20 protein-coding genes, 1 tRNA gene and 1 other RNA gene are annotated in these 23,056 nt (G+C 44.7%); 8 read left to right on the top strand and 14 right to left on the bottom strand.

The annotated features are described in order from the left end of the window. Positions 1-113: 113 nt before the first annotated feature. The 6 genes from BUC50_RS06685 to BUC50_RS06660 form a co-directional block, all read right to left on the bottom strand. The gene (locus tag BUC50_RS06685; protein WP_273312955.1) at positions 114-3,311 is read right to left on the bottom strand and encodes a helicase-related protein; all 3,198 of its coding nucleotides are present in this window, start codon (positions 3,309-3,311) and stop codon (positions 114-116) included. Between the two features lie 511 nt (positions 3,312-3,822). Further along, positions 3,823-4,962 carry an MFS transporter gene (locus BUC50_RS06680; protein WP_041459371.1) on the bottom strand — a complete coding sequence of 380 codons (1,140 nt, stop codon included), beginning with the start codon at positions 4,960-4,962 and terminating at the stop codon, positions 3,823-3,825. 367 nt (positions 4,963-5,329) lie between these two features. Beyond that, on the bottom strand, positions 5,330-6,064 hold the full coding sequence (locus tag BUC50_RS06675; RefSeq protein ID WP_013048719.1) for a M15 family metallopeptidase: 735 nt from the start codon (positions 6,062-6,064) through the stop codon (positions 5,330-5,332). 12 nt (positions 6,065-6,076) lie between these two features. Continuing rightward, complete coding sequence (locus BUC50_RS06670) at positions 6,077-7,366, bottom strand: TRAP transporter large permease (protein WP_013048720.1); 1,290 nt, start codon at positions 7,364-7,366, stop codon at positions 6,077-6,079. A 1-nt stretch (position 7,367) separates the two neighbouring features. After that, on the bottom strand, positions 7,368-7,892 hold the full coding sequence (locus BUC50_RS06665; RefSeq protein ID WP_013048721.1) for a TRAP transporter small permease: 525 nt from the start codon (positions 7,890-7,892) through the stop codon (positions 7,368-7,370). 8 nt (positions 7,893-7,900) lie between these two features. Beyond that, a complete protein-coding gene (locus tag BUC50_RS06660) occupies positions 7,901-8,929 on the bottom strand; it encodes a TRAP transporter substrate-binding protein (RefSeq protein WP_041459372.1) in 1,029 nt (342 codons plus the stop codon). A 746-nt stretch (positions 8,930-9,675) separates the two neighbouring features. On the opposite strand from BUC50_RS06660, the gene BUC50_RS06655 reads away from it, so the two are divergent. Then, a complete protein-coding gene (locus BUC50_RS06655) occupies positions 9,676-10,242 on the top strand; it encodes a C45 family peptidase (RefSeq protein WP_013048723.1) in 567 nt (188 codons plus the stop codon). Then, positions 10,239-10,940 (top strand): C45 family peptidase, encoded by a 702-nt coding sequence (locus tag BUC50_RS06650; protein WP_013048724.1) that lies wholly within the window; start codon positions 10,239-10,241, stop codon positions 10,938-10,940. Before BUC50_RS06655 ends, BUC50_RS06650 begins: the two co-directional genes overlap by 4 nt. 224 nt (positions 10,941-11,164) lie before the next feature. Here the strand turns inward: BUC50_RS06650 and BUC50_RS06645 are convergent, their stop codons facing one another. Further along, complete coding sequence (locus tag BUC50_RS06645) at positions 11,165-11,908, bottom strand: SPL family radical SAM protein (RefSeq protein WP_286677258.1); 744 nt, start codon at positions 11,906-11,908, stop codon at positions 11,165-11,167. Between the two features lie 548 nt (positions 11,909-12,456). Here BUC50_RS06645 and BUC50_RS06640 point away from each other — a divergent pair. The 4 genes from BUC50_RS06640 to BUC50_RS06625 are packed head-to-tail and all read left to right on the top strand — an operon-like array spanning position 12,457 to position 16,127. After that, positions 12,457-13,065: a TetR/AcrR family transcriptional regulator gene (locus BUC50_RS06640; protein WP_013048726.1), complete on the top strand. Its 609-nt coding sequence runs from the start codon at positions 12,457-12,459 to the stop codon at positions 13,063-13,065. Continuing rightward, entirely contained in the window at positions 13,062-14,213 is a 1,152-nt protein-coding gene (locus BUC50_RS06635) for an efflux RND transporter periplasmic adaptor subunit (protein WP_273015443.1), read from the top strand. Before BUC50_RS06640 ends, BUC50_RS06635 begins: the two co-directional genes overlap by 4 nt. After that, positions 14,210-15,415: an ABC transporter permease gene (locus BUC50_RS06630; protein WP_013048728.1), complete on the top strand. Its 1,206-nt coding sequence runs from the start codon at positions 14,210-14,212 to the stop codon at positions 15,413-15,415. Before BUC50_RS06635 ends, BUC50_RS06630 begins: the two co-directional genes overlap by 4 nt. A gap of 1 nt (position 15,416) precedes the next feature. Beyond that, complete coding sequence (locus BUC50_RS06625) at positions 15,417-16,127, top strand: ABC transporter ATP-binding protein (RefSeq protein ID WP_013048729.1); 711 nt, start codon at positions 15,417-15,419, stop codon at positions 16,125-16,127. Between the two features lie 169 nt (positions 16,128-16,296). Here the strand turns inward: BUC50_RS06625 and ssrA are convergent. The 4 genes from ssrA to BUC50_RS06605 all read right to left on the bottom strand — a co-directional run bounded on the left by ssrA (position 16,297) and on the right by BUC50_RS06605 (position 17,999). Continuing rightward, positions 16,297-16,648, bottom strand: a transfer-messenger RNA (tmRNA) gene (gene ssrA / locus BUC50_RS06620). Further along, positions 16,649-17,110, bottom strand: coding sequence for an SsrA-binding protein SmpB (gene smpB / locus BUC50_RS06615; RefSeq protein ID WP_013048730.1), 462 nt, complete (start codon positions 17,108-17,110; stop codon positions 16,649-16,651). A gap of 124 nt (positions 17,111-17,234) precedes the next feature. Next, positions 17,235-17,312, bottom strand: a tRNA-Pro gene (locus tag BUC50_RS06610). Positions 17,313-17,354: 42 nt separating this feature from the next. Beyond that, the gene (locus BUC50_RS06605; protein ID WP_273015441.1) at positions 17,355-17,999 is read right to left on the bottom strand and encodes a hypothetical protein; all 645 of its coding nucleotides are present in this window, start codon (positions 17,997-17,999) and stop codon (positions 17,355-17,357) included. A gap of 131 nt (positions 18,000-18,130) precedes the next feature. Here BUC50_RS06605 and BUC50_RS06600 point away from each other — a divergent pair, with 131 nt between their 5' ends. Both BUC50_RS06600 and BUC50_RS06595 read left to right on the top strand, forming a co-directional pair. Further along, complete coding sequence (locus tag BUC50_RS06600) at positions 18,131-18,682, top strand: hydrolase (protein ID WP_286677257.1); 552 nt, start codon at positions 18,131-18,133, stop codon at positions 18,680-18,682. Positions 18,683-18,714: 32 nt separating this feature from the next. Further along, the gene (locus BUC50_RS06595; RefSeq protein ID WP_213700102.1) at positions 18,715-19,956 is read left to right on the top strand and encodes an NAD(P)-dependent malic enzyme; all 1,242 of its coding nucleotides are present in this window, start codon (positions 18,715-18,717) and stop codon (positions 19,954-19,956) included. Positions 19,957-20,020: 64 nt separating this feature from the next. Here the strand turns inward: BUC50_RS06595 and BUC50_RS06590 are convergent, their stop codons facing one another. The 3 genes from BUC50_RS06590 to BUC50_RS06580 all read right to left on the bottom strand — a co-directional run bounded on the left by BUC50_RS06590 (position 20,021) and on the right by BUC50_RS06580 (position 23,042). Next, positions 20,021-21,064 carry an NAD(P)-dependent alcohol dehydrogenase gene (locus BUC50_RS06590; protein WP_273015438.1) on the bottom strand — a complete coding sequence of 348 codons (1,044 nt, stop codon included), beginning with the start codon at positions 21,062-21,064 and terminating at the stop codon, positions 20,021-20,023. A 372-nt stretch (positions 21,065-21,436) separates the two neighbouring features. Then, the gene (locus tag BUC50_RS06585) at positions 21,437-22,000 is read right to left on the bottom strand and encodes a methyltransferase family protein (RefSeq protein ID WP_013048735.1); all 564 of its coding nucleotides are present in this window, start codon (positions 21,998-22,000) and stop codon (positions 21,437-21,439) included. After that, complete coding sequence (locus BUC50_RS06580) at positions 21,990-23,042, bottom strand: lysylphosphatidylglycerol synthase transmembrane domain-containing protein (protein WP_041459635.1); 1,053 nt, start codon at positions 23,040-23,042, stop codon at positions 21,990-21,992. Before BUC50_RS06580 ends, BUC50_RS06585 begins: the two co-directional genes overlap by 11 nt. Between the last annotated feature and the right edge of the window lie 14 nt (positions 23,043-23,056).

Below are 23,056 nucleotides of genomic sequence, written 5' to 3'. Positions count from 1 at the left end.
AAAAGGATCCTCCTCTATTCTATTCAAAAGGTTTTTGATGAAATATATAAACTTGTTTCTATCAAAAGCACTCTCAAATGTTGTTTTGATAATATCCCGCGCCTGTTCTTTGTTCATTCTTTCTCACCTGCCAAATATAATGACAAAATCACTTCTCGCTTACCTGAAGCTGCTGGATTTTGCTCTGCATAATGGCTTTCGAGCAGCCCCGCAGGAATATTTGCCTGAAGCACGGCCAAAACCTTTAAAGGATTTACCAATTCTTTTCGCAGGGATTGCAACGCTTGGAGCGTATTCTTTGTGGTTTGTTTAGGCAGACCGCCTTCTTCAAGCTGGGTGAATACTTTTCTCAGGTAGTCCTCCTGGTCTTCGGTAAACTTCTGGGTATTACTCATCGTTGCCTTTAAAATCTTAAGGATGTTGGCGGCACTATCTTTTCCTTTTCCTCGTTGCGGCTTTGTTACTTCTTCTGTTGTGGCGACGATAAAGGCATTTTTGTTCTTGTCTAACAAGTCGTATATTTCTCCTGGGATGTGCTTTCTTTTTTCCTCTGGATTGCTTTCAAGCAATTTTGCAGCGGTCATAAAATCAAGTTCTTGCGCTTCATCTTTGTCTTTCGACATAAAGAACTTTTGCAACTTTCCCAGTCGGAAATAGGTTATAAGTGACCCGGCAGATTCAAACTTCTGTTTTGAAGTGCGAGCCTTTTTAGGCAAGCGTTTTATCCTTTCAAAAAGTTCGGCATTCTTTTCTCGAATATCCTGAATGACCCGTAAATATTTGAGTTCGCTTTCTTCACTCTCATCGTTGCCTTCCAGTGTTTTTGCAGATGTCAGCCGATCAAACAGTTCATGAGACCCTATGGGTTCGCCTTCTGTTAAAAGTTCCGCGTCACCACCAAGAAGAGTCAAAAAGGCATTGATTTTGCCTTCCGCTGCTTCTTTAAGCTTAATTTGGTCATTGGATTGCGTAGTGGGAAAGAAATTAAAGGTGTGAATGACATCGAAGGGAGTATCTACTCTGTTGATTCGGCCCACTCTCTGCATCATTCGCGTTGGGTTCCATGGGATGTCGTAATTAACTACCACATTGGACCGGTGCAAGTTTACACCTTCCGATAGAACTTCAGTTGATATCAATATGCGATAATCGCCTTTTTTGGAGCGCGCACGAGCGTCAAAATTGGCGATCACTTTGTCTCGAACGGCTTCTTTCGAATCGCCTGTAAATAAAAGGACCTTTTTAGGATATTCCTTATTGATTTCTTCAAACAGATAATTGGCGGTTTCTTTAGATTCAGTAAAAATTATGAGATGATTTTTTTGTAAGGTGGCATTTGTCGATAATTCTTTTTTAAATTTAAGAAGTTTTGGGTCTCTATCTATCTGTTCCCATAACCTTTTTATTTCCATAAGAATGGCGCGGTCATGCTCCAGGTCAGTTCTTAGTTCGTCTTTGAAATCTTCACTGCTATACCGTTCAGCCTTGCCTTCATCTATCAATTTCTGCAACGCTTCGTCGTCATCGCTTTCCAGCAGTTCAAATATTTTATTGCTATATTTCTTGCTGACGTAGATAAAACCATCATCCAGTTCTTTCAAGAACATGTTGTAGGAATTAAGAAACCTCTGCCCGGTATTTCTAAATGCAAAAAAACTACTTTCAAGACGCTTAACAAGCAGTATTTTCATAAAGCGCCCCATGTTGCGCTGAGATTGTCTTTCAAGTTGATTAAGCTCATTTTTGTAATAAAGCATGGGCATATAACGGGCATATTTAAATTGGTTGGCGATATGTTCAATTGTTCTATTAAAAATAAAATCTTCTTTTTCATTAAGTTCATAAAATAGAGGGACTGGTTTTGCTACCTTCGGGAATTTCAAACCCTGCTCTTTGATATCACGAGAAAAATATTCTTCAATTTCTGCTCTGGTGCGGCGAACCATGAGATACTTCAAAACCTTATTCCGTATCTCACGAGCATTCTCTTTTACGGTTTCAATATATTTATCGTAATCTTTTTTGCGATCTAATTGTTTAAGTTTTTTATCGAGGCTGTTAAAAAAAGATTCAAGGTTGGGCAAGTTAGGAATGGTGCTTTTTTGGCCTTTTTGAAATAATTTCAAAAGGCTAAGTATGTCTTTGGGAGAGTTGTTATAAGGAGTTGCCGTAACAAGAATGACCCTTTTCCCCCGACATATTTCTGCTAGTTTTTCATAAGTTATTGTTGTTTCTGTACGAAAACGGTGAGCTTCATCAATAATAATGTTTGTGTATTTTTCAGTTCCCCTCTCAATAAGATTGTCTAGTCTACCAATGGATTCATAGTCTGCAGGAACTCTAAAGTCTGAAAACACATTGGGCCATGACCCTGGATTAGTCTTTTCTAAAAGCACTGGAGGGGCAATAACGAGGGTTCTGCCATCAAGCTGCCCTGCCAACATGGCTGAAATGTATGTTTTACCAAGGCCCACTACATCCGAGATAAAAACTCCGCCATATTCCAGCACAATCTTTTTGGCGTTTAAGACTGCTTGTTCCTGGTACTCAAGTCTTTTAAACTCCTGAGGAAGGTACCTTACAAAAACCTCATCGGTCTGACTTAGCTCATCTTTGAAATATTCGTAAAGAAATTTAAGGTACAACTCATATGGAGTGACATTTTGAGTCAGCCAGGTTTTATCCTGGATTGTTTGTACATATTTTTCGCTTACATCGACAGCGTCAGCCCATAATTTATCAAATTTATTTTTCGCGAATTCATAGTCGCTTCTGTTTTTCAGTTCCACGTTGAACTCTAAATTATCGACTAGCCCTGCCTGGGTAAAATTACTCGAACCTGTGATAACCCGTCCCCTGTCTCTATCGTCTTCACTAAATGTCATTATATAAAGTTTGGCGTGGATCTTCTTTGATGGATAAGCTCTTATCTCAAGCTTACCTGTCTTAATCCATTCTATGAATTTATGTACCCCTTCTTCTACATTTCTGTTATCCTCAGATTCTTCCATTTCTGCCAGCACAAGATTTTCAACTTCTTGCTTTGTTTCCGCATGGGAAAAGTCGAATAATTGCTGTGTTGCTTTATTCGCTTCTTCCATCACGTTAAATGTCTCTCTGTTTGTGCTAATGCCAATGAGAATTCTTATTTTCTGCGTGTCCTCGAGGGATGGGTAAATAGCATGGAACCCACTGGAATAAAAGTAGCCCACCAGACAATCGAAAAAGTCTGTGCTCTTGATCAGTATCTTGAACCGTTCTTTGAGATTTTGATTTTCTTCGTTGGTGATAAAAGAAAGGTCAGTGCTCATTTTTACTCTCCTTTATTAAACCCACGCCTCTTTGATTAAATTACGCTAATTCAAAACCACCTTTATAATTCGAATGAACAATATTTGGGCCAAAACCTTATTATTCATAAACTTGATCTTTATGACGTTAACTTTCTTTGCTATAGCAATTATTTTTAAAGTTTTACAATGCGATGGAAACCCATTTCAAGACTCTATAGGACACGCTTATTGATTTTTCATAATCATGCGACATTTTATTGCCATACTTGAACAGTCAATAATTACCTTTGAAAATTACATAACACTATTAAAATTAATTGTATTGTACCATTTTTACATTTTTAGTGTTATGAATCCCGGAAGTGTATCTGCTTTTCTTGCTGTCTTTTCTTGTATTGACAGTTACTCTACGTCTAAGAACACTACAACACCCTAGCCTGCACAAAAACTCAAAATAAACATTAACGCCAAAAAGCAGGCCACTCGTAAGAAGGTTACTTGTTAAGTACCCGCTGGCTTTCCTAACGGACTAAAGAGCCTTCTTTTGGAAGAGGATTTTAAGGAGAACAAAGATCGCACTGACAATTGTTGTAATGGCAACAAAGAGATAAAGGAATCGAGTGGAGGGATTCTGGAAGAGAGTTCCTACACATTTCTGGAAAATGGGAGCCAAAAATTGCCCCAAATAGATGGTGGCCGATACGATGGCAGTAGCTCTGATGGAATATTCCGAAGGCACTCCCTGAGTGGCCTTGTAAAAGAATATGGGATATATGGAACGGTTAGAAAATCCTATAAGTGATGCCCCGATAAAAACCATGCCTATGAATGTGGAAAAGTAAAGGAATAAAAATCCGGCGCTTATTATGAACAGCATGACTGGCATAAAGAATCTTCCCGTAATTTTAAGGGTTCTTGGCAAAACAAAGCCCGACATGGCGCCAAAAAGGGTTGTAAATGCTATGGCAAAGCCAGCCATTCTAGAATCACCCAATCCATTGTTTTTAAGAAACAGGGCCATGGTAGGTGTTATAACAAAAAACAGAATACTGAAGAGAAGCATTATGAAAGCTACCTTGTAAACATGGGTAGGGAATTTCCCAGATGCCGATGTTGCCTTCTGTGATTTCCCGTGATCATCTGGAAGGGCTCGAAGTATTAAGAAGAAGACCGGCAATCCACATAGATAGATCAGAAAAGGGAGTCTCCATGATACGAGGGTTAGGTAACCGGAAAGAATAAGGGCAAACATCCCTCCAATCATATTTAGGGATGTGGACAGTCCAAGCATTTTCTGCCTTTCTCCCTCATCAAAAAAATCTGCTATCAGAGAAGTCGAAAATGGAACAACCATTCCAAGGCTAACACCTAATATCAAACGAAGTGCTAAAAGAACATATATGTTGCTGACCGCCCCGCCTAAAATTCCTGATACGGTAAAAGTAAGCAACCCGGCAAGAAGTACTTTTTTTCTTGAAAATCTTTCCGCAAGCCATATGGCCGCAAGAAGAGAGGGAACAATGGCAAAAGCATGAAGAACAACCACGAGTTGAACGAGAAAAATTTCTGCAGAAGAGAAATAGTCTGCCATCTCTGCAAGGGCAGGCGAAACGGCCGAGGTGGAAATGATGGTAAGGAGAGACAGTGAAAGAATTGCATATTTCAGCATTTGTGTCATTTTATCTTCCAATCCCAGGGAAATATGTTTACATCAAATTCTGGAAAACAAGATCCATTTCATTCTAACAGATAATAGAGATTAAATATTCTGATTCATTAACTTGTTTCCTGAACTGTGATGTTGCACTTGGTTGTTAAAAATTGATACAACCGGAATTTAAAGACATTGCCACTTCAAAAAGGGCTAGTTTTTGCATCGCAGAGACGAGGGAAAAAAGTATGTAACAGCATTACACAAAAAATCCTCCTTCAGTTTTGCAAACGCAACTGAAGGAGGAAAAACATATAGGGCTATTAAGCCTTTATAGTAAAAATTTTATCCAGAACTGATGCCGATATGTACTTATTCTAAAAAATTATGGGGTTCTCCACGCGAATCTCGGAGAAGCTGGCCCGTAGATTGCGTTTTTTGCTCCAGTAATCAACGCCCAATTCTGATTGCCATAGTCGAAGTGCCACCACTCCTCCGGATAGTTTGTAAAGCCAGCCTTTTCCATAACGGCATGTAGCATTCGACGATTGCGCAATACAAACAGTTCTCTTTCTGAAAGAGTTTCACCAGCTTCGAGGCGATCTTCCAACCAGCGGGATTTTGAGCGATTAGATGTTTCGTCAAAGTCAGCTCCCATATCAAGCATCACGCCATCTTCATCAGCGATAGTACAATCCACTGCTCCACCTGTAAGGTGGGGGGAAGGGCGTGCTGGATCCTTTGACGGAAGTGCCACATATTTTGAAGCCATTTCCTGCAGGGTTTTCTCTGAGGCATCTGGATACTCAGAGCGAAGTCTTTCCACATAGGCGGAAAATAGCCCTTTCTGGAGCTTAACAGGCCTCCATCCATCGAAAAGCACAAATCGATAACCCTTTGGTAGATTCCTAGCTGCCGATACTAGCCTTCGAAAAACTTCTTCTCGAAGGTAGGCCTCGGGGAGTGCCCCTTTGATGCCCTCGAGATAATATTGTTGCAACACAACAACACGGTCAGGACAGAGACCTACAGGAACAACTGGCTCTCCGCTTTCCACTATGGGTAAAGTATATGCCTTGCTAAAGGAAAAATCGAACCGTGAAATAGGTTTGTCATACATAACTTGTCCCTCCTAAAGACCAAGCAGCCGCGGTATGAAGGTCGTAATCGGCGGAAATGCGATGATTATTAACAACACAAGCATGGAAACGCCGATGAAGGGCCAGATGTGAATAAACACATCCGAGAGTTTAACGCGACCAATAGCGGCAACAATATAATTGCACGCTCCCATGGGAGGCGTTATCAATGCTATCGTTACATTGAGTGTCATCACCACTCCAAAATGAAGGGGATCTATTCCAGCCTTTATCGCCAGCGGAGCGAAGATTGGTGTCAGCAGCGACAATGTGGAAACTTCCTCCATGAACATGCCGATGGGGAAGATTATGGCTGAGAACACGATCATTAGCAGAAAAGGACTCTGAACAAGCCCGCTCTGGGTAAGGAACATGGCAAAGCGCTGGGGCACCTGATCCCATTTGAGGAGCCATCCTATAATAGTAGCGGCGCCCATAATGAGAAAGATGGAGCTGGTTAATCGGGCTGTTTCATAAAGCGATTCCCAAATGCCCTTTAAGGTTAATCCCCGTGTAAGGAAGACACCTACAATAAGACAATATGCGACAGCCAGTGCACCAGACTCGGTGGGCGTCACTATGCCGGTCACTATTCCACCGATAATAATCACAGGGGCTAAAATGGCGCTAAAGGATCTTTTGAGAGTTTTCCCTGCCTCTGCGCGAATAGCCTTAGAGTCTAGTATTGGCATATTGTTCTTGCGAGAGTAGAAATAGTTCATAACCATAAAGGCACCACCCAAAAGAAGCCCAGGGAGAACACCTGCCGCAAAAAGCCCGCCAATGGAAGTATTCGTCATTGAGGCGTAGATAATCATGAAAACGCTCGGCGGGATAATCGGACCTATGAGCGAGCTGCCAGCTGTCAACCCCGCAGCATATGGAGGTGAGAAACCATCCTTGACCATAGCCGGAATAAGAAGCGTTCCTAGCGCGGAGGCATCAGCTGCTGCTGAACCGTTAACGCCTGCCAGAACTATTCCTGCTACAACATTCACGTACCCTAACCCTCCACGAACAGACCCCACGAGCAGGCGGCTAAATTCCAGCAGACGATCCGTTAATCCTGATTTATTCATCAGAATGCCTGTAAGGACAAAGAATGGTATAGCCATTAAAGCAAAGGAGTCCATGCCTCCATAGAATTGTTGTGCAAGCACTCGGATCAGAGACCAGTCTCCTAAGGCTATTATGCCGGTAAGTGCTGTAGTAACCAGGGATAGATACAATGGCATCCCTGAAAACATTAATATGAAGAAAGAACCCAGCATTATCAAACTCATATTATGGGGAGACCTCCTTCTCCGCGTCCTCGCACATGTGCGATGAAGCATAGGAAAGATGCTTAAATACAACAGCTATAAGCAATAAGAAAAAACCTACGGGAATCGATAGAAGTGGGTAGGTTTTGGGAATATTGAGGGCCATGGTTTTCATGTGCGACATACCCATGGCATTTTGGTAGCTCAGGTATATCATAAGACACAATATCCCTGCCGTTATGACAAAAAGCAGTTGTGACGCAAGTTTCTGTAACGCCAAAGGCAACTTTTTAATAACAAAATCGATAGTCATATGGTCCCCGTGCAAAAAGGCGCCGCATGCACCTAGCATAACCAGCCATAAAAGCGCAAAACGAGCAACTTCCTCGGTCCATATCATAGAACTTCCAGTAAAATATCGTTGAAAGATACCAAACAGAATATCCGCGATCGTAAGAGTGAGGAACGCCACAGCGCCCCAGGCGCTGAGGCGTTCCAGTCTTGTGATCCAAACGGATACCCCTGGTTTCTGGGTAAAATCCGTCATGAAATTTATTACTCCTTTGCTTTTTCGTTGGCAACCTTCGCACTCTCAAGGGCGAGGTCTATCCACTCCTTGCTCATCTTATCACTTAGCCACTTCGCAAAAGCGGGCTGGCCTATGTTACGGAAAGAATCCATTTCTTCAGGGTTAGGAGCATAAGCTTTCATCCCTTTATCTACAAGGAACTGGACATAAGCTGCATCCTGCTCTTCCATGGCTACCCTGTTCAGAGCATTAGCTTTTTTGGCCGCTTCTGTAATAATTTCTCTTGTTTCTGGGGAGAAACTGTTCCACATATCGCCGTTTGCAACGAGGAACTGGTCAGAATACTGGATGTTTGCGAGTGTGAGGTAATCCTGCACTTCATAAAGGCTTCCCATCTTAACGTAGACTGCTGGATTCATCTGTCCATCAACAACACCAGTTTTGAGTGCCATGTAGATTTCTGTCCATGGAATCGGAGTGCCGCTGGCACCAAAAGCCTCAAAAAGAGCAACCTGTCCTTCATCCATGCCACGGAATTTAAGGTTTTTAAAATCTTTAGGGCTTTTGATTTCTTTCTTATTGTTTGTGAAAGCAAGGAATCCGCCTTCTTCAACGGCTTCAAGTAAAACAATACTGCTTCTCTTCTGGAATTCTTCCTTGGCCTTTGCCCAATATTCGCCCTCGTCAAAGAAGTAATGAGCGGCCTTATAGCTATCGAACATAAAGGGAACAGCCGATGCATAAATCTCAGGGAAAACGGGGGCAACACCAGCAAAGGACGCAAGGTTGAACAGTGGCTGATTCATCCCCTGTTTGGACATAAGTTCAATTCGTTCTTCTTCGTTTCCAAGCTGGCTATCAGGGAAGAGTTTTAGAGTAATTTCTCCCTTTGTTCCTTCTTCGACAAATTTCTTAAAATTGACAGCGTAAAGGTGCAGACCGTTGTTCTCCTCATCTGCGGGACCTGTATAGGCCATTTTAATTTCCGTTGCCGCAAAAGCCATTCCACATGTCAACATAACGATACTAAGTGCTAATACAAAAAGCCGTTTCATATTTACCACTCCTCTACATTATGATAATGAAATTTTGCAGATTACCTGGCTCCTGGCACAGAACTAATCTGCTACCAAGGTACGAAAAGCCTATGAATACTAGTTTCTGAGCAAAATTACCCTCAGAAAAGTTTTCTTGGAGCTTTCTAGAAAATTACCAGATTTTTGCGGATGCCAAATAGGCAAATGAGCCAAAATAAACAATAACAGCAACCAACAATTCATACGACAGAGAAAAAGCACAGCCTTACTGAACAAGTTTGCCCTATTAAGCTTGGCACAAAAAGGCACTTCAAGTCTCTCGTTATAAATTACTTATGGGGCGTTCTTGTTCGGAAAGACCACAACCCAAAATCCATGCGCTAAATACTTTTTCATAATGTAACTCTTCTTCTCTCAGTGCAGACGCAACGTTTTTCCCATAGCCTATACAATTTCTATTTCTATTTTTAGCAGATTAGCCGCATCACATCTGGAATACTAACACAAAAAAGCACAATATTAGTGTTAGTACAAACAACAAATAAAATTTATGCAACTAAATTTAACCACACTATTTTTACAAAAGGAACAATATCTTCAAAAGAAGAAGCGCACTTTTTATGCGTTACTATCAAAGCTAGATGCTTTTTGTGTATCAAGGTGCCGTTGCCAAAAGAAAATTATTATGAATTTATGCCTGACAGCGGTAGTTCAGCGAGATGGTCAATTAAGATTACTTACTACTTGAAAGGGAGGCATTATTTATGAACACTCGCATTTCCATGATACGGCGCGTAATATTCTGTATCCTGCTTTTTTCTTTTGTATTGATGGACGCCTTCACACCACTGCACACTTTTTTACCCCCAGCCTATGGGGGGGAAACCTCTCAAAATAAAGAAGCGCTTATTTTCATCGATGAGTTTGAGGGGGGGCGGGCATACGTGACTAAAACCGGTCGCTATTCCGTTCTCCAACTGAACGGGTCGTGGCATCAGATGGGGCGCCAGTACGGCGCTCTGGTTTTCAAGAATTTGCAGGAATTTCACCATTCCATCGTAGCCGACATGGAGAAAAGAGGCCTCTGCAAGAAACAGATCTCTGGCATTTACGAAATATATTCAGGATACTCACTGCCCATGAAGGAGCTCTTAGCGGGCATGGCTGAAACATCAGGGCTTACTTTGGAAGAACATATACTGCTTGATGGATCTTTTTATACGTTGCCGGAATTCGAATTCATGAACCTCCCAGGCCAAAACGAGAATAGGGAGTTTCATCACCCAGAACCGCAGACGGCAAACTGTACTTCGCCCGTAACTGGGACATGACCCCCGATGCCATGCGACCATATCTCAAACACCTTGCCTGTGTGGTGTTCAATCCTGAGGAGGGCCAGAGTTTTGCCAATATCCGACCAATCGGGCAGGTGTACGTTGAAACAGCATTTAACGAGTCAGGAGTATTTGTAGAAATGAACAATGGCGGGGCATCTGATCCAGGCATAAATCCTGATGGTACCTTTGTTGTTACGAAACTTTTCGACCTGATTCATGAGAACGGTACGCTGGAAGCAATGGTCCGGGGGTTGCAAGAGGCTAAACTTGACCAGTCTTCCATCATTCAGGTGGCCGATAAACAAAGGGCCGTATCTGTAGAGATTCCCACTTTTGGATTCCGCGTGCTTGAACAGCAAAATGGTGCCCTCTACGCACTGAACAACTTTGCCCGCCCAACTCCCCTCGAATGGAAAGGGTGGGTTGTGGAGATTCCCGATGGACAGTACGACGATCGACAATTGAATCTGGACCGCTTGTTCGCTTCCCCCCAATGGCAATCGGGTGTTACCCTCGACATGGTCAAAGATATGATGAACAAAAAGATTGAAGACGGAGGAGCGGCACTCTATATGCCGCCTTTCGGTACGGTCATCCAGGTAATCACAGTTCCCGAAGACATGGTCGTGTACTTCCGAAGCTACGGATATTCCAATTGGGGAAAGGTTGATCTATCGAAGTTGTTTGAATGATGTGAGCAGTAACGTCTGACCAACCTGTTCCTCGACAAAATGCAGCCCTCGAAGAAAAGGCAAAAGAACTTATCGGCGCGGACAGATATGAAAGAACTGAAGACCGAAAATTTTAGATAGCAAATTTAAATAATTTGAAGATGGTCACCCATGTTCATTTGTAATATCGCAGTCATAGATCTGAAACCACACACTGTAAACGTATCTTGCCCGTTGCACAGCTTTTAGAACACTACCGAGCACTCAATACCCAAACGAAAGCAATCAGACCTGATCTGCTGGCTTACCCGGGTGAAATATTCCTCTGTCATATACTCTTCCAAACCATATTTTTTATAGACAAAGTCTGCATAGTGGTAGTTCATACGATCTACCAAAATGTAATCAATAGTCCCAGCCAGCAGGTTAATCAGTTTTTCCGCACCCGGAAGAAGTGGAGCAATCATCGCATAGGTCCGGATTCCCTGTCGATGTAATTCTACAAGAGCGTTTATTCGCTCAGGTATAGACGGCGCAGCTGGTTCAAACAATCTTCTTATGCCGTCATCTGCGGTCGTTATGGAGAACCCTACTTCTATATTTTTTGCTCCTCTGAGGATGTCCATATCCCTAAGGACCAATGGAGAGCGGGTCTGAATCACTACAGGCCAGTCTTCGCGAACCAATATCTGCAAACATTGCCTCGTGAGCTTGTATCTTCTCTCTAAGGGCTGATATGGGTCACAGACGCCACTAATCCAGACTGTCGCCTTCTTTTTCTTACATATCTCTTTCTGCAGCAACTCTGCAGCATTAACCTTCACATCAACAAACGCACCCCAAGGTTCATTGTGACCAGTGAACTTTTTCATATACCGGGCGTAGCAGTAGGTGCAGGCATGCTGACAACCGACATAGGGGTTGATGACATAGGGGTAGATTTTTGAGGCTGAAAGAATGCTCTTGGCTTGTATTTCCCGAATAATCATGAAAGCCTCCTTATTTGCATAGGTTCTGCGCTGCTGGCAGGTAATCTGCGTCAGGGTATTCCATGCCCTTACAATCCATATTGCCCCACTCACCGTTTGCAAAAGTCACCTAACAAAAAACTGCTATTGCAAAGATTATCGCACGACCTTGATCAACGACAGAACTCTATCTGGTGAGACGAGGGGATTTGAGAAAGCTGAATCAAAAAACAACCACACAACACCAGAATAAACCCAATAATATTGCCATAAAGCTCGACTGAAAGTCCACATATCGACACCAACTCTTGAAGCCAGGCTCCTACAATAAACGGTACAATCCCACCCAAACCGAAAGTTTCGCTTGGGGAAGCAAAAGCGAAAGACTATACTCCGTGCTCAAAATGCTATCCCGCTGACTGAAAGAAATGAAGACGAGCTGAAGACTAAAAGTGCAGAGCGGGTTGTAAAGAAGACCACCCTTTAGCATTAATAGTTTAAAAAACGGTTGACAAATTACTTCTTATGATAAAAGATAGTAATTGATTACTTTCTTTGTGGAGGTTTATATGAGTTCATCAAACAAATATCTTTCTAAAGAGAAACGAAGAGCGATGACGGTAGAAGCAGTAGTCGAGTTGGCTGGGGAACAGAATCCGAGCGAAATTACCACAGCTGCCATAGCCAACCGCATGGGATTGACTCAGGGTGCTCTTTTTCGCCATTTTCCAAACAAGGATGCTATCTTGCAAGCAGTTATGGAATGGGTAGCCGAACGGTTAATGTCTCGCATCGAAAAGGCGGTAGACGCAAAATCCTCCCCTCTTGGCGCACTTGAAAGCATGTTTATGGCGCATGTAGATTTTATAACAGAGCATCCCGGTATTCCACGTATGTTATTTAGTGAATTGCAACGTTCTGAAGAAACTGCCCCTAAGCAGATGGCACAAACACTCACTCTGCGTTATAAAGAGCGCCTCAATCATTTGTTTGAACAAGGGAAAAACTGTGGCGAGCTTGACGAAAAGCTTGATAGCGAAGCTGCGGCTACTCTCTTCATAGGCTCTATTCAAGGATTGGTCATGCAATCGTTGATAGCTGGAGATGTGAGCCATATGCGCCGCAATGCTCCGAAAGTTTTTGCCATCTACCAGCGGGGCATAAGGAGTGCACTATGAAAAGATTGCCTATCAAAATACGTACACTGGCACTGATATCTATACTTGTGCCTCTGTTTGCGCTTTTTGTCTATGTTGCCTTTCGCTCGGGGCCACTTGCTCCTGTATCTATTGTGTTGACCACAGTCGAGAATAAGAGCCTTTCACCAGCACTATTCGGCATCGGAACTATTGAAGCTCGTTACACTTACAAGATTGGCCCAACGTTTGCGGGCCGGGTCAAAAGTTTGGATATACACGTAGGTGAGCATGTGAAGGCGGGGCAAGTGCTTGGCGAAATGGATCCGGTAGATCTTGATGGACGTATCAAGGCTCAAGATGCCACTCTGAAGCGAGCGAATGCTCAAATAAGTGAGGCGCAGGTGCGTAAAAATTATGCGAAGACACAGGCTTTACGTTACGAGCAGTTACTTAAAGCGGGTTACACCAGTGAAGAGGTGGCAGACGCTAAACGACAAGAACTGTTGGTTGCGGAAGCAGCGCTGACTGGAGCACGTGAGGAGCTATCTCGTGTACGTTCTGAGCGAGAGGCATTAGAGGCGCAGCGCAGCAATTTGTCTCTGATTGCACCAGTTGACGGATTGATCGTATCACGTGATGCCGATCCTGGAACCACCGTAGTTGCTGGCCAGACTGTCGTAGAACTGATCGACCCGTACTCACTATGGGTCAATGTCCGCTTCGATCAAATTCGAGCGCGTGGTCTCGCCGCCGGTTTATCAGCCCAGATCAGGTTACGTTCCCAGGCGGGAGAAATGCAGACAGGGCGTGTTCTGCGAGTCGAACCATTGGCAGACGTAGTTACTGAGGAAGTATTGGCCAAAGTTGTATTCGATCAAATTCCTGATCCGATGCCACCAATCGGTGAACTGGCCGAGGTCACGATTACCCTGCCAACGCTTGCGGCAGCGCCAGTTATCTCTAATGCCGCTATCCATCACATTGATGGCAGATTGGGCGTGTGGCAGGTTATAGATGGTGATCTTCGCTTTACACCAGTTTCACTAGGGATCGCTGATTTGGAGGGCCGCGTACAGGTACGAGAAGGACTCAAAATTGGCGACCAGGTAGTGATCTACAGCGAAAACCCATTGAATGAACACAGCCGAATTCACATTGTTGACCATATTCCAGGGGTGACACAATGATCAATTTGGCAGGTCGCGACATTATGCACTCCTGGGGAAAGTTCGTCTTTACCGCCATGGGGCTTGGCCTGCTGATCGGCGTTACTCTATCCATGGCTGGCATCTATCGCGGCATGGTGGATGACGCTAAGGTACTACTCGACAACAGCGGTGCTGATCTCTGGGTGGTACAAAAGGACACGCTTGGTCCTTACGCTGAATCATCAAGCATCTACGATGACACCTGGCGCGGGATACGAGGCATGCAGGGCGTGGATCAGACAGCGAACATCACCTACCTCACCATGCAAGTACGCAAAGAAGTAAGAGATGTACGCGTCATGGTTACCGGCATCGCACCCGGAGAACCAGGAACACCAGGCTGGCCGCCTTATCTCGTAGCAGGACGTCAGATCACCCGGAGCCATTACGAGGCCGTTGCCGATATCGCCTCGGGATTTAAACTTGGTGAACACATCCAGATTCGACGTAACCAATACACCGTGGTTGGCCTGACTAGAAGGATGGTTTCTTCCAATGGTGATCCCATGGTGTTTATTCCACTTAAAGATGCTCAGGAAGCCCAGTTTCTAAAGGATAACGATGCCATACGAGAACAGCGCCGACGAACAGCTGAAAACCCGGCTTTCAACCAGCCTGGAGTGCCTGCTTTGCTTGATGCGGTTATTGCCTCGCAAAGCACCAACCCTTACGTCAACGCTATTTTGGTGCGGGTTGAAACAGGTCATGACCCAGAAGAAGTCGCTGAATCGATCCGCCGCTGGAAGCGCTTGACGGTCTACACTCGCAGTCAGATGGAGGAAATTCTTGTCGGCAAGCTGATCGCCACCTCATCAAAGCAAATCGCGATGTTTCTTGTGATCCTTTCGATTGTGAGTTCGGTTATTGTCGCCTTCATCATCTACACGCTGACACTTGGCAAAATAAGGGAAATCGCCGTGTTAAAACTGATCGGCACAAAAAATCGCACCATTGTCGGTTTGATTGTACAACAGTCTATTGCTTTGGGCTTGATCGGTTTTGTGGTTGGGAAGATCTCGGCGACTCTGTTGATGGCACCTATTTTTCCCAAATATGTGCTGCTGGAGCCTCTCGACTCAGTTCTTGGTTTTATCGCCGTGATTATGATCTGCGTCATGTCGAGCATTATAGCCATTCGTGTCGCTCTTAAGGTCGATCCGGCCGAAGCCATAGGAGGTTAATATGACTGGTAAAGGCATTCGCATCTCAGGGTTGAGAAAACGCTATGGAAGCGGCGATACTGCTGTTGACGCTTTGAAGATGGTAAACATGCACGTTGCGCCTGGGGAAGTCGTTGGGCTGATTGGACCTTCAGGTTCTGGCAAGAGTACGTTGCTTAAATGCTTAGGTGCTGTGATAGAGCCGACTGCTGGGCAAATGATGCTCGGAGATGACGTTATTTATCACGATGGCTGGAAGGTCAAAGATCTTCGCGCGCTACGTCGTGACCATATCGGCTTTGTATTTCAAGCGCCGTATCTGATCCCTTTCCTAGATGTTACCGACAACGTCGCACTGCTGCCTATGCTGGCGGGGAAACCTAACGCCGAAGCGCGTCAACAAGCAATAGAATTGTTAAAAGCGCTTGATGTGGAGCACCGCGCCAAGGCTATGCCATCTCAACTCTCTGGTGGCGAACAACAACGAGTGGCCATTGCACGCGGTTTGGTCAATCGCCCTCCGGTAATATTGGCCGATGAACCGACTGCCCCCCTTGATAGTGAGCGTGCGCTGGCGGTCATCAGAATCTTGAACGATATGGCCCAAAGGTTCGAGACTGCTGTTATTGTCGTTACCCACGATGAAAAAATAATCCCCACCTTTAAGCGCATTTATCATATCCGTGACGGAGTAACCTATGAAGAGGAAGGTCAAGGGCGCAGTTTTGAGTAAAAGCTTCTCTGTAGCAGGCGGTTTTAAAAAACGTCCGGTGACGGCGGCACCGTACGATAGCCTAAGACAATCGTTAAAAGCGGCCACAAGCTAGGGCCCAAATTTATGAAGAAAGAAAACCCGCCTACCCAGAGAATTACTCTGGAGAGACGGGTTTGTCTTTTATAATTGGTGGAGGCGCGGGGACTTGAACCCCGGTCCGACAAGGGCCAGCCGTGGAAGCTCTACGAGTGTAGTTCCTGTTTTAGTGTCGGATGCAGCCCCCCAGGAACAGGATGCCGCACTCCCTAGCCCCTTTATCTTTCTCACAGAGCCAGAGGCACTCTCCGCGAGGCATTCACCTAATTGTGACGCCTGTCAGCAGACCGGTGACTAATCTACTGAAGACGTGGCTGAACTAAGCAGCCAGTGCGTAATTATTATTGTTGACGTTTATTGTTGTCCCGCCGTTTAACGAGGTTGCGGAGTCCTCGACCCGCTCTTCCAGACCCTCCATCTTGCCGTCGAAACCAGTCGCCCCCCTATTCTCTATCTTCTCGCCGCAAGGCTCTCGCCATAGATCGTTTTGCATCTCGCTCCGCTATGGTGTCCCGTTTGTCGTGTTCTGCCTTTCCCTTTACCAGTGCCAACTCTATTTTTGCATGCTGCCCGTTTTTTATATAGATGGAAAGGGGCACGAGGGTTAAGCCTTTTTCGCGAATTTTGCTGTTCAGTCGTATTATCTCTGCTTTATGAACAAGAAGCTTTCGATCCCTTTCTGGTTCGTGGTTATAATAGCTTCCCTTCTCATAAGGGGAAATATGTACGCCAATAAGCCACATTTCGCCATTTCGAATGAGAGCGAAGCTGTCTTTTAAATTGACCTTGCCGGCTCTCACCGACTTTATCTCTGTACCAGTGAGTACAATGCCGCACTCAAAGGTGTCAAGTATAAAGTAATCATGCCTGGCTTTTCTATTCACTGCGACTTTATCTATGGCCAAATTATTTCCCTCCACGGCTGATTCTAGCAAAATAGTCAGTATTAGTCAATTTATTTTTTTGTCCCTTAACTGGTGGTTATAATAAAAAAATCCTGGCCCAAAAAGCCAGGATCATTCTTCTATATGGTCGGGGCGAGAGGATTCGAACCTCCGACCTCCTGGTCCCGAACCAGGCGCGCTTACCAGGCTGCGCTACGCCCCGAACGGCGAGATTGTATCACGCCCCAAAGAGGTCGTCAAATCCCTAATGAGCTCTGTCGTCCTCTCCGCCAGAGCTGTTGCCATTTGATGTTTCCTGGGAGCCCTTGCGTAAGTTACGCCAATTTAAGCGACCGCCGGGATTTGTGCTGTCTCCCACTGGAATCTCTGTCCAGCCCCACGGAGTCACCATAATAAACCTGAAGACCACGCCCTGCCCGAAGAGGGTCTTGATATGGGCAGAATAGCGCAGCAGGTCGGAAAGCATATAGCTGTCGCAGACAAGCCATACCCGTTGGCACACGTCCCGGCCAAAGAGAGATGCGTAATCGATGGCCATGCGAATGCCATCCTCAAATTGCGCTGGACCAAGGGCAAGCACAATGGCATCGTCATGCCCCTTAGGTTTGTGAATCGATGGGATGACATCGGCAAATTCTTCGGCCCACTCAAGGCGAGAGAAGAGGTTATCCATATCCACCTCAAAAGGCTCCTCAAGATAGGGCATCAATATTTCTCTTTCATTGTCTCTTAATTCTTCTCCTGCCAGTATGTCTTCCATCCAAGACTGGACATCTGTTATAAATTTCAGCAGATAGGTGGGATATCCCTTTCCAGACATGGCCACAAGTACATCCCTTACTGTCCACTGATCTTGTTCCCTTTTGTTTTCGCCGTTAGGCTTGGTCATTCCCCTACCTCCAAAGTACCCTTTGCATATTGTTGATGAACAGCATAACATAAAGTGTGTAGGTTTACACGATTTATATTACAATAAACTTTGACAAATAAAAGATTATTTTTATCACAAGGAGGAACGAAATGACTTATTTGAAACTATCTCGTAAGAACACTCAGTTTCTTATGATCGACCTTCAGGAGCGCCTTCTCCCCGCAATACATGGATTTGAAGAAATAAAAACCAACGCTCTCCGCCTTGTAGAAGGAGCAAAAGTGTTAGAAGTTCCCTTCACTTACACAGAGCAGTATCCTAAAGGATTGGGAAGCACAGATCGTCAGCTTCTCGAAAAAATTGAGGGGAAAACCGCTTTTCAGAAATTGACCTTTTCCTGTTGCGACGAAGAGGGATTCATCGATATCTTAGAAAAAAATGATAAAAAACAGATTGTCCTATGGGGTATAGAGATCCACATTTGTGTTCTGGCAACAGTCATGGATCTGATCAAGGCAGGTTTTACCGTCTGGGTCGCCGCAGATGCCTGCGGAAGCCGCAACAGGAACAATCATGACCTTGTCCTGAGAACTATGACACAAATGGGAGCAATAGTCGTTCCAACAGAAACCGTGCTCTACCAGTTAATGGGACGGTCTGGCACTCCAGAATTTAAAACGTTGCTGCCTCTTTTTAAATAAAAAAGCAAGAGACGTTCAAAGGGGGGCTTTTTATGACTGTGGAACGGCAGAAAGCATTAGAATTGCACCGAAGAGCACGGGGTAAAATAAAAATGTACCCCACCGTAAACATCAGAAATGAAGAAGATCTTGCCGAAACTTACGTTCAGGGAAGCGCTTACGCTGCTGCAGAAATACAGGAAGATCGTGACAGATCCTATGAATACACAGGGAGAAACAACCGCCTGGCGGTGATTACGGACGGAACATCTGTTTTGGGAATGGGCAATATCGGCCCACACGCCGCGCTGCCTGTTATTGAGGGGAAGTGTCTTCTTTTCAAAAAATTCGGAGATATAAGTGCTATCCCTATTTGTATTGAAGCTCAGAGCGCTGAGGAAATAATCGAAACGGCAAAACATCTGGCCCCTACCTTCGGGGCTATTGATATAGAAGACGTATCAAGCCCAAATATATCTAACGTTGTAAAAGCGCTGCAGTCTATTGAAATACCTGTCTTTTCTGACGATCAGCAAGGGTCTTCCGCTGTGGTTTTAGCTGCTCTGACAAATGCTTTAGCTGTAGTGGACAAGAAAATAAGCGATATAAAAGTTGTCATACACGGGGCTGGCGCCGCTGGTATTGCTGTAACTGACATGCTTCTCTATGTAGGGGTCAAAAACATTGTCTTGCTGAACAGCAAGGGTATTCTCGGTCCGCAAAATCCTTCTATGAACTCTATTCAGCGGAGTATGTCAGAACGGGTCAATCCTGAGGGATTAAAGGGAAACCTTGATGATGCAATTGAAGGCGCGGATGTGTATGTTGGCCTTTCCTCCAGGGGAAAGTTTTCCTGCGACCAGATCAAAAGGATGAATTCTTCATCCATAGTATTTCCTCTTTCGGTGCCTTACCCTGAAATAACTGAAGAGGAAGCCCGATCAGCAGGAGCACGGATAGTAGCCATGGGGCTTACCTCATGCAAAAATCCAATGCCAAACCTTCATATTTATCCGGGGCTGGTACGGGGACTTCTCGACGTTCGAGCCACAGGTCTCAATAAGAATGTGCTCATGGCTGCCGCGAAGGCTGTTTCAGGAGTGGTTGATAAACGGCGAATGAACGAGAACCACATTATGCCCGACCTTTTCTCAGATGAAACGGCCCCATGTGTAGCGGAAGCTGTGGCGCAATCTGCCATTTCTGAGGGGCTCGCCAGACGTTCGGTGCCGCCCAAGAAGATTTACGATGATACGTGGCAAAGGCTTTTTGGAGGATATTCCCTTCGCGCTTAGTTTAAGACAGAAGGAGGCCCGTTAAAAAGGCCCCCTTCTTTTTTTAACTATGTGGGAAAAGCAGTTACTCTAACACAACTACAGGTTTAATTAAGTCTTTTGGTTTGTCTTTCATCAGTAGCAACGCTTCTTCCATTTTATCAAAACTATTAAATTCATGAGTAAGCAACAAAGAAGGATCCAGGCGTCCATATTGAACAAGGTTTGCTAAGTTTTCCATACGAACTCTTCCTCCTGGGCATAGCCCGCCGCGGATGGTTTTATGCGCCATGCCGCAGCCCCACTCGATGCGAGGAATGAGAAGATCTTCGCCTTCGCCAAAATAGTTGACGTTAGAGATGACAGAACCGGGTTTAGCCATTTTTACTCCCTTTTTAATCATGTCAATGCCGGGAGCGGCAACAATTACTCTGTCTACTCCCTCTCCATGGGTCAGTTCTATAATCTGATCTACAATTTCTCCATTCCTATAGTTGATGATATCCGTAGCGCCATAGGCCTGGGCAACTTCGACACACTTTGGTCTGCTTCCCACGGCAAATATACGACCTGCGCCAGCAAGAGCCGCCCCAGCCACAGCCATAAGTCCTACCGGGCCAATTCCAATAACAACAACACTCATGCCAAATTGGATCTCAGCCAACTCTACTCCGTGAAATCCAGTTGTAACCATGTCTGTTATCATTACAGCAGCTTTGGGCGAAATCCCATCTGGCAACAACGCAAGGTTCATATCGGCGTCATTAACATGGAAAAACTCTGCGAAAACGCCGTCCTTAAAATTAGAAAATTTCCATCCCGCAAGAAGACCATTTGAATGTTGAGGGAAACCGCGCTGTACAGCTATGGAACGCCAATCGGGAGTAATAGCAGGAACAATAACTCTGTCTCCTGGTTTGAAATCCTTAACTTCTGTCCCAACTTCTTCCACTACCCCAACTGCTTCGTGACCGAGGATCATATCTTTTCTGTCTCCGATAGCCCCTTCAAAAACAGTGTGGATATCAGACGTACAAGGAGATACCGCAAGGGGACGAACTATGGCATCAAAAGGACCTGCAACAGGTTTTTCTTTTTCAATCCAACCTGTCTTTCCAATACCTAACATAGCGAATGCTCTCGTAATGTATTCCTCCTTTTTAATTTAAACGGGGGTAAAAAGGCATGTTTCATTTGTGATTTTTTAAACACACTTCTAATTTAGTCATTATAGACTAAATATTATAAAAAACAATAGAAAAGATATTTTACTATTGTTTTTATTTAGAATTAACCATCTTGTTCTGGGGTTTAAGGAGGGAGTTAGTCTCAAGAAAAGAGATCTATTTTCTTTTTTCGGTATTGAGAAAGGATAGCAACTACCCATACTAACTAAAACATAGCCTCAAATAAGCAAAAAGCCCTCAGAGAAAATTCTCTGGGAGCTCGCTGTTTTAAATGCATTTTGAGTTTGTTTAAGTAGCTTTTGAAAGAAATTTTTTTACCACTTAAAGCGGGAAAGAAGAAGGGCCGTCCCCGCAAGGGTAATCCATAAAGAGTGTCTTTCACTTCTCCAGACGATGGACCAGTCATAGGGTCCATGAAGACGATCCCCTGGCCAAAAAGAAGGAATAAAACGGCCTGTAGATTGACAATACGCGGAGTAGGCTTCTCCAAATTTTTTTTCGAGGAAAGATTCTTCGTAGGGAACTATCCATACCCCATAGATAAGAAAGAATGAGGTTAGGAAAAGAGCTACAACTAACGGCCCTGCTAATAGAGCCCATCCAAGGCCAATGAGGCCATTTCCCACATAGAGAGGGTTTCTTACAAAGGCGTAAGGGCCCCAGGTCACAAGTTGTTCTGCCCCTACTTTTTCTCCCCTGTATTTCACAATACAGCCCGAAGCCCAAAAACGTATAAGTTGACCTAACGCAACAAGAAGCAGTGACGAGACCAATCTACTCTTCTCTGGGCTAGCCAAAAGTAATATGAGGAGGTAAAGTGCCGTCCATAAACCTCCTCGCAACTTGAAGATGAGGGCACGAAGGGCATCACGCGTCATTTTCAAACTTTCCTCTTTCTTCTATAAAGATCTGTTCGCTTACTCCCCATCCTAAAAAATGAATAGCCACAGCCGCTCCCATGCCAATTGCCAGATACTCCGTAAAAAAACGCCAGAGAATGGCCATTACCCCTGCTATATGCCAAGGGACAAGTAGTCCAAATAGAGCAGCGCCGCCGCCTTCTGCTACTCCGCTCGCCCCTGGAGTTGGAACGAAGTAGAGTACAAACATGAACACTGCTTGGGCCATGAAGGCCTGCAAATAGTGAACAGGAAGCCCTACAGCCCAGATCAGGCAGGGCAAGACGGAGAAGAGACAAAGAAGATGAAGAGCGGAGAGAAAGACCGCCCAAATGAAATGTGGGAACCCAGACGAAAAAAAGAGGCGGAAATTTTCACTGTAATTATCTATCTCAAGATTAATCCGTCTGATAACGGCAAGAACCTTGAGACGTTTCACTATACCAAAACGTTTGAGCCAGAGGGTCAGTATTTGCCCCCATTTTTTCATAAGCTTTGGCCTCGTAAGGCTAAGAACGACCAGTATCCATGAAACCCCTACAAAAACGGCCACGTAGGTGAAGATGCTTTTTATAAAGAGACCCGTGCCCAAAAGTTCAGGTTCCAAAAGGATGGCTAGAGGCACCACTATGCCTAGCAGAAGAAGAGTAAGAAGGGTGCGGGTGAGGGTAATTGCCACTCCCTTTCCTATAGGCATATCCCTTTTATAGAGCACAAATACCTGAAAGGGCCCCCCGCCGCTTTGCATGGGCGTTACCGCACAGCCAAAGTAATGGAGCCAGGTCAAAACCAGCCCAAGACGAAAACTTATATGTTCTGAAGCTGCTTTGGCAATAGCACAAAAACGCATGGCATCACAACACCAGGCGCATATCACAAGAGCAAAGACGAGAAGCAAAACAGACTTCCGTGCTGATAACAGCATTCTGACAGTACCTTGATCCACGCTAGATACAAGAACCAAGGCGCTGACTCCAAATGTCAATGTTAAAAATATCAATAGTCCTTTTCGTAATGACACAGGAGACACACCTC

The sequence above is a fragment of the Aminobacterium sp. EBM-42 genome (assembly GCF_001896635.1).
GTDB classification, from domain to species: domain Bacteria; phylum Synergistota; class Synergistia; order Synergistales; family Aminobacteriaceae; genus Aminobacterium; species Aminobacterium colombiense.
Note: the sequence above shows the minus strand (reverse complement) of the source record. Positions and strands in the feature narration are given on the sequence as shown.